The organism is Nocardia sp. N2S4-5 (assembly GCF_044628355.1).
Lineage (GTDB): Bacteria > Actinomycetota > Actinomycetes > Mycobacteriales > Mycobacteriaceae > Nocardia > Nocardia wallacei_B.
The window spans coordinates 2,303,974-2,319,049 of sequence record NZ_JBIUPM010000001.1 but is presented as its reverse complement, the minus strand read 5'-3'; the positions used below and the strand labels follow the sequence as shown (position 1 = coordinate 2,319,049).

Annotated in this window: 13 protein-coding genes and 1 pseudogene; 8 read left to right on the top strand and 6 right to left on the bottom strand. The window is 69.2% G+C overall.

The genetic code is table 11. The annotated features are described in order from the left end of the window. Positions 1-7: 7 nt before the first annotated feature. The 4 genes from ACFMRZ_RS10225 to ACFMRZ_RS10210 form a co-directional block, all read right to left on the bottom strand. Positions 8-1,978: a S9 family peptidase gene (locus ACFMRZ_RS10225; protein WP_400178892.1), complete on the bottom strand. Its 1,971-nt coding sequence runs from the start codon at positions 1,976-1,978 to the stop codon at positions 8-10. Then, positions 1,975-2,883, bottom strand: coding sequence for a LuxR C-terminal-related transcriptional regulator (locus tag ACFMRZ_RS10220; RefSeq protein WP_400178891.1), 909 nt, complete (start codon positions 2,881-2,883; stop codon positions 1,975-1,977). Before ACFMRZ_RS10220 ends, ACFMRZ_RS10225 begins: the two co-directional genes overlap by 4 nt. Positions 2,884-2,906: 23 nt before the next feature. After that, on the bottom strand, positions 2,907-4,217 hold the full coding sequence (gene secY, locus ACFMRZ_RS10215; protein ID WP_400178889.1) for a preprotein translocase subunit SecY: 1,311 nt from the start codon (positions 4,215-4,217) through the stop codon (positions 2,907-2,909). Between the two features lie 155 nt (positions 4,218-4,372). Further along, positions 4,373-6,118: an ABC transporter ATP-binding protein gene (locus ACFMRZ_RS10210; RefSeq protein ID WP_400178888.1), complete on the bottom strand. Its 1,746-nt coding sequence runs from the start codon at positions 6,116-6,118 to the stop codon at positions 4,373-4,375. Between the two features lie 89 nt (positions 6,119-6,207). On the opposite strand from ACFMRZ_RS10210, the pseudogene ACFMRZ_RS10205 reads away from it, so the two are divergent. Both ACFMRZ_RS10205 and ACFMRZ_RS10200 read left to right on the top strand, forming a co-directional pair. Then, positions 6,208-6,546, top strand: a pseudogene (locus ACFMRZ_RS10205) (GAD-like domain-containing protein); the annotation flags it as partial. Then, positions 6,441-6,722 carry a T6SS immunity protein Tdi1 domain-containing protein gene (locus ACFMRZ_RS10200; protein ID WP_400182820.1) on the top strand — a complete coding sequence of 94 codons (282 nt, stop codon included), beginning with the start codon at positions 6,441-6,443 and terminating at the stop codon, positions 6,720-6,722. The pseudogene ACFMRZ_RS10205 and the gene ACFMRZ_RS10200, both read left to right, overlap by 106 nt. A 30-nt stretch (positions 6,723-6,752) precedes the next feature. On the opposite strand, the gene ACFMRZ_RS10195 is transcribed toward ACFMRZ_RS10200, so the two are convergent. Next, on the bottom strand, positions 6,753-7,055 hold the full coding sequence (locus ACFMRZ_RS10195; RefSeq protein WP_400178887.1) for a hypothetical protein: 303 nt from the start codon (positions 7,053-7,055) through the stop codon (positions 6,753-6,755). Positions 7,056-7,151: 96 nt separating this feature from the next. Here ACFMRZ_RS10195 and ACFMRZ_RS10190 point away from each other — a divergent pair, with 96 nt between their 5' ends. The 6 genes from ACFMRZ_RS10190 (at position 7,152) to ACFMRZ_RS10165 (ending at position 13,343) form a co-directional block, all read left to right on the top strand. Then, the gene (locus ACFMRZ_RS10190) at positions 7,152-7,829 is read left to right on the top strand and encodes a HEAT repeat domain-containing protein (protein WP_400178886.1); all 678 of its coding nucleotides are present in this window, start codon (positions 7,152-7,154) and stop codon (positions 7,827-7,829) included. Further along, positions 7,823-8,827, top strand: coding sequence for a HEAT repeat domain-containing protein (locus ACFMRZ_RS10185; RefSeq protein WP_400178885.1), 1,005 nt, complete (start codon positions 7,823-7,825; stop codon positions 8,825-8,827). The genes ACFMRZ_RS10190 and ACFMRZ_RS10185 overlap by 7 nt, the downstream gene beginning before the upstream one ends. 67 nt (positions 8,828-8,894) lie before the next feature. Next, positions 8,895-10,304 (top strand): APC family permease, encoded by a 1,410-nt coding sequence (locus ACFMRZ_RS10180; protein ID WP_400178884.1) that lies wholly within the window; start codon positions 8,895-8,897, stop codon positions 10,302-10,304. Then, a complete protein-coding gene (locus ACFMRZ_RS10175; protein WP_400178883.1) occupies positions 10,216-10,887 on the top strand; it encodes a DNA alkylation repair protein in 672 nt (223 codons plus the stop codon). Before ACFMRZ_RS10180 ends, ACFMRZ_RS10175 begins: the two co-directional genes overlap by 89 nt. Before the next feature lie 106 nt (positions 10,888-10,993). Then, positions 10,994-11,800 (top strand): SAM-dependent methyltransferase, encoded by an 807-nt coding sequence (locus ACFMRZ_RS10170; RefSeq protein WP_280273632.1) that lies wholly within the window; start codon positions 10,994-10,996, stop codon positions 11,798-11,800. A 166-nt stretch (positions 11,801-11,966) separates the two neighbouring features. After that, on the top strand, positions 11,967-13,343 hold the full coding sequence (locus tag ACFMRZ_RS10165; RefSeq protein WP_400178882.1) for a lipase family protein: 1,377 nt from the start codon (positions 11,967-11,969) through the stop codon (positions 13,341-13,343). A gap of 91 nt (positions 13,344-13,434) precedes the next feature. Here the strand turns inward: ACFMRZ_RS10165 and ACFMRZ_RS10160 are convergent, their stop codons facing one another. Next, entirely contained in the window at positions 13,435-14,808 is a 1,374-nt protein-coding gene (locus tag ACFMRZ_RS10160) for a lipase family protein (RefSeq protein ID WP_400178881.1), read from the bottom strand. Positions 14,809-15,076 lie beyond the last annotated feature (268 nt).

Sequence of the window (15,076 nt, the reverse complement as noted above, 5' to 3'; positions counted from 1 at the left end):
TGATGAGCTAGGCGAGATGCTCGACGGTGACGGGCTCGATACCCTCGGCCGCGGGCAGGTCGAAGCCGAATACCTGGCCGTAGAAGCTCAATTCGGCGTCCAGCGCCCGGCGAATGTTCTCCGCGCGCCGGAAGCCGTGTTGCTCGCCCTCGAAAACGAGGTAGGCCACCGGAATCCGGCGCGCCCGCAGCGCGTCGACGATCATCTGCGACTGATTGGGCGGCACCACCGGATCCGCGCTGCCCTGCAACACGATCAGGGGCTTGCGGAACCGGTCGACGTGATGAATCGGCGAACGCTCGCGGTAGACGTCGCGCTCGGCCGGATACTCGCCGATCAGGCGGTCGAGGTATCGACTCTCGAACTTGTGGGTGTCGACGGCGAGCGCCTCGAGATCGGCGATGCCGAAATGGTCCGCCCCGGCGGCGAAGGGAGTGTCGGCGCGGGCCAGCGCGGCCAGTGTCGTATAGCCACCGGCGGAGCCGCCCCGGATGGCGAGCCGACCCGGATCGACCCGGCCGCGTTCACTCAGCCAGCGGGCCGCGGCGACGCAGTCGGCCACGTCCACCACACCCCACGCGCCCTCGAGCAAGGCGCGATAGGCGCGACCGTAACCCGTGGATCCGGCGTAATTGACGTCGACCACGGCGAATCCGCGGCTGGTCCAGTACTGGGTCTGTGGTGTCAGCGCGGGCAGTGCGTGCGAGGTCGGGCCGCCGTGCATGACGACCAGCAGCGGCGGCAGTTCCCCGGCCGGGCCGCCGTAGCGGCTGTTCGCGGGCGGATAGAACAGGGCGTGCGCGGTGCGCGGCGCACCGGTGCGGTCCACCGACGGAAAGGCGATCGGCTCGGGCACCGAGACCGAGGCGGCGTCGAGGCCGATCTTCCGGGGCGCGCGCAGGGTCTCCACTCGTGGTGTGCCACTGCCGAATTCGATGCGGTAGATACCGAGTTCGGTGGTGGGGGTGGCCGCCACGACGACAACGGCGTCCGCCGCGGCGCGCTCGACCGCGGTGATCACGGAGAAGGGTAGGTCGAGGTCGAGGACGGAGCCGTCGGCGCGGCGCAGTCCGAGGCCGTCGTAGCCGTCGCGCCAGCGGGCGAACACGATGCCGCCGTCGGCGAGCACCGTGTAGCGGGCCGACCCCAATTGCCAAGCGGGCATGCCGATCTCGGCGTCCAGCTCGATCACCGGGGTGACCGCGGCGCCGGGCGCCCAGCGGTAGAGATTCCACCACCCGCCGCGATCGGACAGGAACAGCAGCGAGCCGTCGGCCTGCCAGCGCGGCTCCAGGACCGACTCGCCCGGCCCGCCGGCCACCACGGTGTCCGCGCCGGTCGCGAGATCGCGCACCCGCAGCACGGTGTCGTCCCACGGCATGGACGGGTGGTCCCACGACACCAGGGCGAGCGCGCTCCCGTCGGGGCTCAGCCGGGGCGCGGCGACGAAGTCGGGTCCGCTCACCAGGACCTCCGGCCGCGACGAATGATCGGCGGGCAGCCGCACGATCTCGTTGCGCACATCGACCGCGCCGCGTCCGCCGTCTGGATGGCGCTCGCGGACGGCCACGAGGGTGGCGCCCGCGGGATCGAGGTCGCCGTCGCCGTACCGGTCGCCGCGCGGCGTCTCGGGGACCGGGGTCAGCGGGACCGCCGCGCCGCCGGGTTCGAGCCGGTACAGCCGCTGATCGGCCCAGTTGGCGAACCACAGCACGCCGTCGCGGACCCACCAGGCCGCGCCGCCGTATTCGTGCACAGCGGTGCGCGCGTCCATGCCTTCCGGCAGGAGGTCGGTGACGGTGCCGTCGGCGGCGCGGCGCACGATCTGGGTCCGGCCGCCCTCGGTGGGACGACCCTCCGACCAGTAGACGTCGGCGCCGTCCACCCGCACATCCCACAGCCGCACCGCGGCGCTGACGACGAATTCGGAGGTGATGGGTGTCGGCCACGAGCCGAAGGGCAACTCGGTGATGGTCACCGGGCCAGGTTAGTCGCGCCGCTCGGCGCGGGCACGAGGTGACGGGTGTGGGCGTAGACCGCGGCGTGTACCCGGTCACGGACGCCGAGTTTCGACAACACGTGGGAGACATGGGTTTTGACGGTCTGCTCGCCGATGCCGAGCAACTCGGCGATCTCGGGGTTGGTGTGGGCGCGGGCGATCAGCAGCAGGATCTCGTGCTCGCGGGCGGTGAGGGCCTCGGCTTCCGGCGCGGGCGGGAAGGGGTCGTCGCCGTGGGCCAGGCGGGTGACCAGGCGGCGGGTCAGTCGCGGGTCGATCAGGTCGTCCTGGTGCGCGGCCCGGCGGATGGCCGTGACGAGCCGATCGGCGGGCAGGTCCTTGGTGAGGAATCCGCTGGCGCCGAGACGGACTGCGCGATAGAGGTTTTCGTCGGTGGCGTGGTCGGTGAAGGTGAGCAGCCGGGTGCCGTCGGCGAGGGTCGGGTCGGCGGCGAGGGCGTCGTCCAGGCCGGGGGTGTCCAGATCCAGGACGGCGACATCGGGCCGCAGTCGCCGGAGGTCGGCGGGTGCGGTGGCCGCGCCGACCTCCGCGACGCAGTGCAGGTCGGTCTGGGTCCCGACGACCGCTCGTACGCCGGACCGGAATACGACCTGATCGCCCGCGATCAGCACCGAGATGGTGGAGGTCCGGGCAGTGGGCGGGGGAGCGGTGTCGCATCGGTCGCACGTCGTCGGCTGTCCGGCCACATCGCCGGGAGACCTTGGCGTGGCGCCGTTTTCGCGCTGACCCAGCGTGCTGTCGGTGTGGCCCGCGATCGTGGTGTCGGCGTGCGCGCAGCCCGCCGTGAGCATCGTGGCGGTGGCCGCGAGCGCGAGGGAGGACGCCGCCCGGGCCAATAGGCGGCGCGAGGAATTGCTGGCCATGGTCGTCCGACTGCCCCTCCGGTTCAGCGCAGGAAGCCGGTGTAGTTCCTGCTCATCAGCTGGCTCTCGATCTGCTTGATCGTATCCAGGCCGACGCTCACCACGATAAGCGTCGAACTGCCCGCGAACATCAGGCTCTGCGCCGAACCGGTCGCGCCCAGGCCCAGCACCACATTCGGCAGCACCGCGACCATGCCCAGATAGAGCGAGCCGGGCAGCGTGATCCTGCCGAGCACTTGGCTCAGATAGTCGGCCGTCGGCGCGCCGGGGCGGTAGCCCGGGATGAAGCCGCCGAATTTCTTCATCTCGTCCGCGCGCTCCTGCGGGTTGAAGGTGATCGCGACATAGAAGTAGGTGAAGAACAGGATGAGCGCGAAATAGACGGCGATGTACACCGGGCTGCTCGCATCGGCCAGATAGCGTTGCACGATCGCCTGCCATCGGCTCGAACCATGTTGTGCCAGTTGTGATACCAGGTTCGGCAGATACAGCAGCGAGGACGCGAAGATCACCGGAATCACCCCGGCCTGGTTGACCTTCAACGGCAGATACGTCGAGGAGCCGCCGTACATCTTGCGGCCCACCACGCGCTTGGCGTACTGCACCGGAATCCGGCGCTGGCCCTGCTCGACGAAGATCACCGCCACGATCACCAGGAACGCGCCGAAGCAGACCAGGCCGAAGATCAAGCCGCCCTTGCTGTCCAGAATGGCGGTACCCTCGCCGGGGATCCGGGCGGCGATACCGGCGAAGATCAGCAGCGACATGCCGTTGCCCACACCGCGTTCGGTGATCTGCTCGCCGAACCACATCACCAGCGCGGCGCCCGCGGTCATCACCAGCACGATGATGATCATCCCGAAGATGCTGTCGTCGGCGAGGATTCGCTCCGAGCAGTTCGGCAGGAGACGCCCGCGTCCAGCGAGCGCGACCAAGCCCGTAGCGTGCAGGATCGCCAGCGCCACCGAGAGATACCGCGTGTATTGGGCGATCGCGGCCTGCCCGGTCTGGCCCTGCTTGCGCAGCTCCTCGAAACGCGGAATGACGACGGTGAGCAGTTGCGTGATGATGCTCGCCGTGATGTAGGGCACGATGCCGACCGCGAACACCGACAGTTGCAGCATCGCGCCGCCGGAGAACAGGTTGATCAGCTGGTAGATTCCGGCGTTCTCCCCGCCGGACAGCTGATCGACGCAGTGCCGGATCGCCCGGTAGTCCACGCCCGGCGACGGCAGTGCGGCCCCGAGGCGGTACAGCGCGATCAGGCCCAGCGTGAAGAGGATCTTCCGCCGCAGGTCCGGAGTCCGGAAAGCCGATACCAAGGCGGAAAGCACAGATCCTCCTCATGCACGATGGTCACGAGGTCCTGACGCTACGGAGCGACGCGCCTTCCGACGTCGCCCGCGAGATCGACTTCTCCCTCCCCCGACAGCGGGAGACGCACGCGCTCAGGCAGACCCGTTCCGCCGGAGCAGGGCTTGTAGCGAGGTCAGCCCTTCGCGCCGATGAGTTGCCGGTAGCACGTATTTCGGGTGAGGAGGGCGGTGTGGGGGCCGGTGTCGGTGATCCGTCCACCCTCGAGGAGTACGACGGTGTCGGCTTCGCGGATGGTCGACAGGCGGTGGGCGATGACCAGGAGGGCGCACTCCTGCCGGACCGCCTGGATGGTGACGTGCAGGGCTCGCTCGGTTTCGGCGTCGAGCATGGCCGTGGGTTCGTCCAGCAGCAGCAGCGTCGGACGCCGGATCAGTGCGCGTGCCAAGGCCACGCGCTGTCGTTCGCCGCCCGAGAGGAGTACGCCGTGCTCGCCGACCGAGGTGTCGAGGCCGCGCGGCAGCCGGGCCACGAGGTCGTCGAGACCGGCGAGCTTTATCGCGCGCTCCAGATCGTCGTCGGCGAGGCCGGGCTCCCGGTAGGTGAGATTGTCTCGGAGACTTCCGAACAGCAGTGGCGCGTTCTGTTCCAGCAGGCTGATGTCCGAGCGCCATTCCCGGCGCGGCCGATCGCGGTGCGAACGGCCGTTCAGCAGAATGTCACCGCCATCCGGTTCGTAGAATCTGCTCACCAAGGAGAACACCGTGGATTTTCCGGCGCCCGAATGGCCGACCAGGGCTACGTGGCCGTGTGCCGGTACCGAGAAGGTCACGCCGTCGAGAACGCTGCGCTCGTCGTAGGAGAAACGCACGTCCCGGAATTCGAGGGCGAAAGGAGCTTGCCCCGAAGGGTTTTCGACCGTCGTGCGCGCCGGGCCGAGGTCGTCCTGTTCCTCGGCGGGCAATTCGAGGGTCGACGCTATCCGGCTGAGCGCGCCCAGTGCCCTTTGCAGGTCGACGGAGCCGTTGAACAGATCGCCGACCGGAATCAGCAGGTTCATCGCGAGCAGCATCATCGATACGAGACTGCTCAACTCCATCTGCTGATGCGCCACCCGGATGCCGCCGACGAGCAGTGACACCACGAACGAACCCGTCACCGCGAGCTGTATTGCCGGATTTCCCAATGCTTTCAGTCGGGCGGCCCGCACCCCGGCCGAGAATGCCGCGCGGGCCAACTCGGTCAAGCGCTCGTGCTCGCGCTCCTCGGCATTGTTGACCTTCACCGTGCGCAGGCCGGTGAGCGCGCGCTCGATATCCGCCGAGAGCGCACCGACACTCTCCTGCAAGTGCGTCGAGGCCGCCTCGATTCTCGTCATCACCAGCAGCAGCGCACTCGCTGCCACGCCGACGGTGACGATCACGATCGAGAACAACACCCAATCGAGGTAGATCATCACCGCGACGGTTCCCACGAGCGTGATCGCGCCGGTGAGTATCTGCACGAGGCTGGTCCCGACGGCATTCCGGACCACCGTGGCGTCCAATGTCACCCGCGAGATCAGATCCCCGACCCTGAGTGATTCGAGCGTCGGAATCCGCAGCCGCAGCAGATGGCCGACCAATCGGTCACGGACCGTCAAAAGGACTGACTCGCTGGATCTTTCGAGAATGTACAGCCCACCGGTATCGGTCACGGCATGCAGCAGATAGGCACCGACCAACACGGCCAGAGACCACCCGATAGCCTCACCCGCCACCGCATCCCGGACAACCCGCCCGGCCAACAGCGGTTGCGCCAACGACAACCCGGTCCCCACCAGCAGCAGCGCCGTCGCTGTCAGCAGTGAATTCCTCTGCGGCGCAACCAATTCGAGCAATGCCCGAACCCGACGCAGCCAAGAATCCCCATCGTCGATCATCGCTTTCCCCCCAACAGCCATGTCTCCCACCACAACCGACAAGGTAGCCGACCGGCGGAGTCGGCCACGACGAATATCTACGCCCACGGGTGGGAGAAGAGGTGCGTACAGTGGGAGACGTGAGCATCGACACCGAGGACTTCCTCAGGGTGTGGGGCGCCCCGACATACTCGCAAGCTGTCACCTCGGATCGTTTCGATCAGTTCGCGGACCTGGTGCCCGACCTTCTCTCGACCTTCTGGCGTGAGTTCGGGTTCTCGGGCTTCGGGAACGGTCTGTTCTGGTTGTGCGATCCGGTCGCGTGGCAGCCCGCCGTCGACGCGTGGACCCGCGATCTCGAGCTGGAAATGGGTACCGACCGGTGGCTGGCCGTCTGCCGGAGTGCGTTCGGGCGGATGCAGCTCTGGGGCCGGCGCACGGGGATGAGTTTGACCATCACGCCCTACCGCGGTCGGGTGTCGCAGGGTTTGTGCCTGCTCCCGCATTGGGAGGCGCGTTGCGGGCGGACCGTGTCGAGATCGTCGACGCGGAGGTTCACTTGCGGCTGCTGAGCGATATCACTCCGCGCCTGGTGATGAACGATGCGCTGCGGCGGCCGCTCTGACAGCAGGTGAACGGGCGAGTGGCGTTCGGATCAGGACTGGCGTAGTCGGGCGAGTAGGGGATCGAGTTGGTCGGCGAGGGTTCGGTAGGTGTGCATCCATCCGCTGCTGACCGCGATCTCGCACAGTGGGCCGGTGGCGGCGAACAGTATCGATAGGTCGGGCAGTCGGCTGTAGTCCTCATGCTGGAGGCGTGCGGCGTGGTCGGCCAGGTCGTCGAGTATTTCGGGCTCGTCGGCGTAGCGGGACTGCCAGGTCAGGTCCTGCGGTCCCGACGTCACCACCGCGCGCACCTGCGTGAGGATGCTCAGGACCGCCGCCACCTCCGAGTTCACCTGAACAGCATCACACGACCATGACCACCGGGCGGCAGTGCGGGCTTGACCTTGTCACTGTGACAAGGCCTTCACTGGGTTCCGGAGGTGGTTCCCATGGAAACGACACACGGAAATACACAGGACGCCCGGCTGACGGCCGGGTTGGCGGCCGCGAATTCGTCGACACGGCTGGCGGCGGCGCTGGCCATCGGCACGCGGGGTGACGCCGGGTTCGCGGAGGCGCTCGTGGCGCGGTGCGCGATCGAGCCGGACTTCTTCGTGCGCGACATGCTGACGTGGGCGTTGACTCGGCTGCCGACAGACAGCACGATTCCGAGGCTGCGCGCCGAACTCCGGTCCGAGCGGGCGCAGGCTCGCAGCCAGGCGTTGCATACGCTGTCCAAGATCGGGGACGCCACGGTGTGGCCGGCGATCACGCGATCGTTGCTGCGCGACGCCGACGACGAGGTCGCGCGCAGTGCGTGGCGGGCCGCGGTCGTGCTCGTGCCGGACGACGAAAAGGAAAGGCTGGCAATCGAACTGGTTACTCAACTGGGGCGCGGTGACCGGGAGGTACGGCTGAGTCTGAGCCGTGCCCTCGCCGCGCTCGGCGAGGTGATCGAGCCGGTCCTGCGGACGGCCGCGGCCGGCGCCGACCCGGATGTGCGTGCGCATGCGCGCGCGACGGAGCGGCTCCTGCACGACCCGGATGCCGGGTTCGATCTCGCCGTGGACGAGGCGCGGCGGGTGGTCGCGCTCGGCCCGGAGCGGGCGGAGTCGTCCCCGTGCTGATCGGCGAGGTGGCGCGGCGTTCGGGCGTGAGCGCCCGGATGCTGCGCCACTACGACTCGCTCGGGCTGGTGCGGCCGACCGGCCGCACGGTGGGCGGCTATCGCGAGTACGCCCCCGAGGACATCCGGCGGATCTTCCACGTGGAGGGGCTGCGGTCGCTGGGACTGTCGCTGAACCAGATCCGCAGCGCCCTCGACGATCCCGGATTCACCGTCGCCACGCTGGTCGGCGACCTCATCCGCCGGTCCGAGGAGCGACTGCACCGGGAACGCGAACTGCTCGACCGGCTCCGGGCGGTCGATGCGGCCGAGCCCGCCGACTGGCAGGACGTCCTGCGCCTCGTCGCGCTGCTGCACGGCCTGGGGTCCCGCGATGCCGCCCGGCGGCAGCAGACCGTGCTGGCGCCGGCCGAGGACGCCGCGGTACCCGCCGAACTGCTGGCCGAAGCGATCCTCGCCGAATCGGACGCGAATGTGGCCGGGGCGCTGCGCTGGGCACTCGCGCGGACCGGCGACGACGGTGTGGCGACCGTGGCCGCCGGGATGAGTTCCCCGGACGCCGACGTCCGGCGGCGTGCGATCCTGGCGCTCGCCGAACTCTCCGGCGACCGAGCCACCGCGGCGCTCACCGACGCCCTCGCGGACGACGACGCGACGATTCGCCGACACGCCGCCCTCGCGCTCGGCGCACGCGGCGACACCCGGGCCGTACCGGCACTCGTCGCCACGATCGTCGCGGGTCCCAACGACGTCGAGGCGGCCGAATTGCTGGGCATGCTGGCGGCGGATCCCGTATGGGCACAACGCATCATGTCCGCATTGACTGCCGAGCTCACCGCGGAGACCGCCGACTCGGCCGCCCGGATCCGCCTCACCCAGGCCCTCGCCGAGATGCCCGGAACCATCGCGGGGGACACCCTCCGGCAACTGACCCACGACGCCGACCGCGCCGTATCCCTGATCGCCAGGGCAATCGTGAGCATGCCGGAACAGTCCTGAGATTCCGCGGCCGCCCTGTTCTGTAGACCCCCGGGTTCGGCGCCGGCCGGACGGGTATGTGGCGGTTATGCCTACTTCTCTGCGGCGGGCCGTGAGCACGCGTCTGCTGTATTTCTTCATCCTGGGCGATGTGCTCGGGGCGGGCGTGTATGTGCTGATCGGGTCGGTGGCAGCGGCGTCGGGAGGCGCGGTGTGGTTGCCGCTGGCGATCGCGCTGGGGCTAGCGACACTCACCGCGGGGTCGTATGCCGAACTCGCGACGAAATATCCGCGGGCGGGTGGTTCGGCGCACTACGCGACCCTGGCGTTCGGGCCCGCGGCGGGATCGCTGGTCGGGTTCTGCATGCTCGCGGCCGGGGTGGTGTCGGTGGGCGCGCTGGCGCGGGCGTTCGCGGGGGAGTATCTGCAGGCGCTCGTGTCAGCGCCGACGGCCGCGGTGATCGTGGTGTTCCTGGTCGCGCTGGCGCTACTCAACATCCGCGGTATCAAGGAGTCGCTGCGCGCCAACGTCGCGGCGAGCCTGATCGAACTCGGCGGGCTGCTGCTCATCATCGGGCTGGGGGCCTGGCTGCTCGTGCGGGGTGACGCCGATCCGGGCAGGCTCACCGAGGTCGGGACCGCCGAGCGCGGCGCCGTCCCGGCGGTGCTGGCCGGAACCGTGCTCGCCTTCTACTCTTTCGTCGGTTTCGAGACCTCGGTGAATCTCGCCGAGGAGGTTCGCGATCCCCGGCGCTCCTATCCCACCGCCCTGTTCGGCGCGCTGCTCACCGCGGGCGCGGTGTACGTGCTGGTGGGAGTGGTCGCCAGCGCCGCTGTACCCACGGACGAACTCGCGCGGTCCAGCGGTCCCCTGCTCGAGGTGGTGCGGCGCGCCGGTGGCGTGCCCGAACGGCTGTTCAGCGTGATCGCGCTGGTCGCGGTGGCCAACGGGGCGCTGCTGACCGGCATCATGGCCTCGCGGCTCGCCTACGGCATGGCCCGCGACGGGCTGTTGCCGGCGGTCCTGACCCGCCTGCTGCCCGGTCGGCGCACACCGTGGGTGGCCGTGGTCGCGACGTCGGGCGTCTCGCTCGTCCTCGCGCTCACCGGCGAAGTCGCCGCGCTGGCCGAGACTCTCGTGTTGCTGCTGCTCGTCGTGTTCGCGGCGGTGAACTGCTCGGTGCTGTTACAGCGGCGGCACCCGGTCGATACCGACCATTTCCGCGTCCCTACCGTCGTCCCGTGGCTGGGACTCGCCTCCTGCCTGTACCTGTTCACGCGGATCGACGCCGCGGTCTGGGCGCGCGGGCTGATCCTGGTCGGCCTGGGCGTCCTGCTCGCCGTCGTGAACGCGGCGCGGGCCGCGCGGGGCAGCGGGCCGAATTCCCCTGACGGACAAGGAGATCGACGTGGCCGAGACAACGGTGGACGAGGTGCTGGCGGAGCTGGCCGCGCTCGCGGATCCGAAGGTGCGGCGGGTCAACGAGAAGCACGGTGACGATCACGGCGTGAATCTGACCCAGCTGCGCGCGCTCGCGAAGCGGCTGAAAACACAGCAGGACCTGTCGCGCCGGCTGTGGCAGACCGGCGACTCGGCGGCGCGACTGCTGGCACTGCTGATCTGCCGCCCGAAGGCATTCGACCGCGACGAACTGGACGCCATGCTGCGCGCGGCACGCACGCCCAAGGTGCACGACTGGCTGGTGAACTATGTGGTGAAGAAGCATCCGCAAGCCGAAGACCTGCGCCTGGCCTGGACCGCTGACCCCGACCCGGTCGTCGCGAGCGCCGGCTGGGCGCTGACGACGGAGCGCGTGGCGAAGCAGCCCGCGGGCCTCGACCTCGCAGCGCTACTCGACGTCATCGAGGAGGAACTGAAGGACGCTCCCGATCGCCTGCAGTGGGCGATGAACCACTGCCTGGCACAGATCGGCATCGAGCACGCCGAGCACCGTGCCCGCGCCATCGACATCGGCGAGCGCCTGCAGGTGCTCGCGGACTACCCGACGCCGCCGAACTGCACGTCTCCGTTCGCGCCGGTCTGGATCACCGAGATGGTGCGGCGACAGGACACGAAGTAGAGCGGGGACGGTAGCCGGACGGGCATGTCACCGGTAGCGTGACTACGGGACCACGCGCGGGGTGAGTGTGCTTGGCCGACAGGACTGTTCGAGGGAAGGCGGCGGTATGGACCCGCGGTTCCATTTGGATGACACCATCGACATGAACACGCCCAGCATCGCGCGGATGTACGACTACGTCCTCGGCGGCGGCGCGAACTTCGAGACCGACCGGCAGGCCGCGGACGCGATTCCGGAGGGAATGCCCGGCAGCCGGGAGTGGGCGCGGGCGAACCGGTTGTTCGTCGGCCGGGCCGTCACCGCCCTGTGCGAGCTGGGTTTCGATCAGTTCCTCGATCTCGGCTCCGGTGCTCCCACGGTGGGTAGCCCGCACGAGATCGCGTTGCGGCACAACCCCGCTGCCCGGATCGCCTATGTCGAACGCGAGCCGGTGGCCGTGGAATACGCCAACAAGATGCTCGCCGATCAACCGCAGGTCTCGATGACCTGGGCCGACCTGCGCGATATCGACAGCGTCCTGGCCGCGCCGGGCGTCGCGGGCCTGCTCGACTTCCGGCGACCCGTCGCGGTGCTCGCCATGGCCGTGCTCGACCTGCTCGAGGATGTCAGCCCCGTCGAGCTGACCGCCGCGTACCGCGATTCCTGCAGTGGCGGTAGTGCCCTGGGCCTTTCGCACGCCGTCGGGCTGACCCTGACCCTCGAACAGCAGGAACAGGTGCTGTCGGTCATGCGGCGCACCAACACTCCCGGCGCGGGCTTCGGCACCGTCGAGGATGTCGCCGCGTTGCTGGACGGCTACACCGTGCTCGAGCCGGGCATCGTCCCGGTAGGCGCCTGGCGACCGCTGGACCCGATCGACGAGGCGGTGGCGCGGCGCGCGAACTACGTCGGCGCCGTGGGCATCAAGGCGTAACCGCCTCCCCGGCGATTTAACAGGCCCGACCAGGCCTGATTTGGGAAAACTCACAGTGTGGGTGAGGGCTGTCTCAGGTGTGGTGACAGACCCCGCAACACTCGCTGGGAAGGCCCCTTGACGATAGCTACGCTGTGCGAGTTCATCCGACTCGAGGACGAGGTCCGTGAAAACCCTTCTGGCAGTTCTAGCTACCGCGCTCGTCAGCACCGCGGTGCTGGCCACCCCACCCGCCACCGCGGCACCCGCACCCCCGCCGCAACCCGGCGCCCCGGCACCCTCCCCCCTGCAGGAATGGATCGACAACACCATCCCCGCACCCCCACTCGACCCCGCACCCCCCTCCGCCCCCACCCCCGAACACCTCACCGGAACAGACCAGACCACCCTCTGGAAATCGGTCCTGTCCACCCCCACCGGAGACCCCACCTTCGACACCTGGCCCCCCGGACTCGACACCCTCACCCCCGGCCACATCATCGAAACCCGCGACGTCACCGCGTCCGTCGCGATGCGGATGGCGACGCCGATCCGGCGCGCGCTGCTGCTGAAGTTCCGGTCCACCTCGGCGACCGGCACGCCGTCGTTCGGCACCGCGACGCTCATCACCCCGGCGGCGCAGTGGACCGGTCCCGGTCCGCAGCCGGTGCAGGTGAACGCGCTGCCGATCAATTCGCTCGGCTCGCACTGCACCCCGGGATATCAGATGTCCCACGGCCTGCTGGAGAAGCCCAACACCGATCTCACGGTGTTCATGCCGTCCATCTGGTGGGCGCTCGGCCAGGGGCACGCGGTCCTGGTGCCCGATCACGAAGGCCCCCTGATGGCCTACGCCGAGCCCAACGTCGCCGGGCACGTGATTCTCGATTCGATTCGCGCCACGCGGACGGTGGACGAGAATGTGTTCGGTGACAGCCGTTTCGTGGTCAGCGGCTACTCGGGCGGCGCGATCGCCTCGTACGCGACGGCGATGCTGCTCGACGAGTACGCGCCGGAACTGGCGGAGGTCGTCGCGGGTGCGGCCGCGGGCGGGCTGGTCACCGACAACAGGAATGTCGCCCACCGGTTCAACGGCAACATCTCCTCCGGGATCCTGCTGTCCGTGGCGCTGGCCGTGGCCCGCGAGCACCCGGAGATGCTGCAGTACACGAATCATCTCGCGCAGTGGGTGGCGTCCTCGCCGATCAAGGACATCTGCGGCGATGCCGACGGCCCGCTCGGCGTGGTCGGCTTCCCGATGGATGTCGTGGCGAATGTCGGTAATTCGCTCGACGGCCCGTTCGCCGACGAGATGTTCGCCCGACTGGACCTCGCCGACCGTAAATCGGCTGTGCCGCTGTACATCTACCACGGCGCGCACGATCCGTGGATTCCGCTCGACGACGCCCAGCGCACGCACCGGCAGCAATGCGGCCGCGGCGTCCCGGCCGTCTTCCGCGTGGTGCCCGGCGAGCACCTGATCGGTTACGCCACCGGCTCACCGGGACTCGACGACTGGCTCCTCGCGCGGTTGCGCGGCGAACCGGCGCCGCGCGAATGCTGAGCGGCACAACGGAATAGGTAACTGCGAAAGCGCCCACCCGGCCGCTCGTCCGTCGTGACGAGTGCGGCGGGGTGGGCGCTGAACTATCGGGCTACGCGCATTCGTTCGGCGCGGGCTCCCCGCGCAGCCGGGCGTCGATCCAGTCGGTGGATCCGCCGCCGCCGTTGAGCATGGCGGAGACGTGTTCGCCCGGCACCGTGCGGAAGACGGCCGGGACGCCGAGACCGCACTGCTGCCGGTACATCTGCTGCGGGCCCTGGATCGGAATCCAGAAATCGTCGGCGCCGTGGTAGATGTACAGGGGCACAGCCGATTTGCGGTCGGTCAGGTCGGTCAGCCGCTCGATGTGCGCGGCGATATCGCTTTCGAGCGGATGGTCGATGTTCGCCGCCACTTCCATCGGGATACCCACCGCGCCCAGCGGCCCGTCGGCCTCGCCGCAGATGTTCTTCAGTGGCGAGGTCGCCACCCACTGCGCGAGATTGTTCATGTACTGCAGCATTTCGGGGTGCTCGCGGGCGATCGCCAGCGATACCGAGAGCAGGATTCCGGAGGCGCTGCGGCCGTTGAACACGTGCGCCACCGCGCCGTAGTCGGTCACCAATCCGCCCACGGACGCGCCGACGAGCACATCCGCCAGTTCGGGCGCGTACTCGGGCAGCAGCATCGCTGTCGCGTACGAGGCGATCGATCCGCCCGAGTAGCCGCTGACCGCGAAACGGCTGTCCCCGAACTCTTCCGGGAACAGCGATCGGACGGCCCGCATGGAATCGAGGGTCATGTGCCCGGCGACCGTGGGCTCGGCGTAGGCCACCAGCGGGCCCTCGTGGTCGGGCACCAGGATGGCGTGGCCCTTGTTCAGCGCCGCCGCCACGTCCGGCAGGAAGACATTGATGCCGCTGTTGTCGCGACGGCCGTGCGCGATCGTGTAGCCGGGGGTGCACCGCAGGCCCAGTGCGTTGATCGGCATGGTGTCCACCTGGACCGGCCGCGGGTCCGGACCCGGCCACGCGACGGCGGGAACGAGGAAGGTCGCGGTGCCGAACGAGGGGGTTCCGGTCGCCGAGGTGGACCGGAATTTCACCAGCAGCGCCCGTTCGATCGGCGCGTTGACCAGCGCGGCCGCAGACGCGGTGACGTCGCGGGTTTCGATGATGTGGCCGGGGGTGAGGGTGTCGAGTCCGGGGGGCCAGGTGTCGAAGGTGGGGTCTCCGGTGGGGGTGGACAGGACCGATTTCCAGAGGGTGGTCTGGTCTGTTCCGGTGAGGTGTTCGGGGGTGGGGGCGGAGGGGGGTGCGGGGTCGAGTGGGGGTGCGGGGATGGTGTTGTCGATCCATTCCTGCAGGGGGGAGGGTGCCGGGGCGCCGGGTTGCGGCGGGGGTGCGGGTGCCGCGGTGGCGGGTGGGGTGGCCAGCACCGCGGTGCTGACGAGCGCGGTAGCTAGAACTGCCAGAAGGGTTTTCACGGACCTCGTCCTCGAGTCGGATGAACTCGCACAGCGTAGCTATCGTCAAGGGGCCTTCCCAGCGAGTGTTGCGGGGTCTGTCACCACACCTGAGACAGCCCTCACCCACACTGTGACCGGCTCCAACAGGGCTGTGATCGCTCATCACGACGCGTTGCGCGCGGTTCGCACGGCTGACAAGTGTCCGATGTCACGCGCCGCGGCGCGGGCGCCGGGCCGGGGCGCGCGCCGCGGGCATGCCGAAGATTTGCCCGGGTGTCGGCCGGCG

Bases quoted from the DNA above. Each gene is read 5' to 3' on its own strand.
- ACFMRZ_RS10170 (WP_280273632.1), top strand. From the start codon at position 10,994: ATGGACCCGCGGTTCCATTTGGATGACACCATCGACATGAACACGCCC.
- ACFMRZ_RS10190 (WP_400178886.1), top strand. From the start codon at position 7,152: ATGGAAACGACACACGGAAATACACAGGACGCCCGGCTGACGGCCGGG.
- ACFMRZ_RS10220 (WP_400178891.1), bottom strand. From the start codon at position 2,883: ATGGCCAGCAATTCCTCGCGCCGCCTATTGGCCCGGGCGGCGTCCTCC.
- ACFMRZ_RS10210 (WP_400178888.1), bottom strand. From the start codon at position 6,118: ATGATCGACGATGGGGATTCTTGGCTGCGTCGGGTTCGGGCATTGCTC.
- ACFMRZ_RS10180 (WP_400178884.1), top strand. From the start codon at position 8,895: ATGCCTACTTCTCTGCGGCGGGCCGTGAGCACGCGTCTGCTGTATTTC.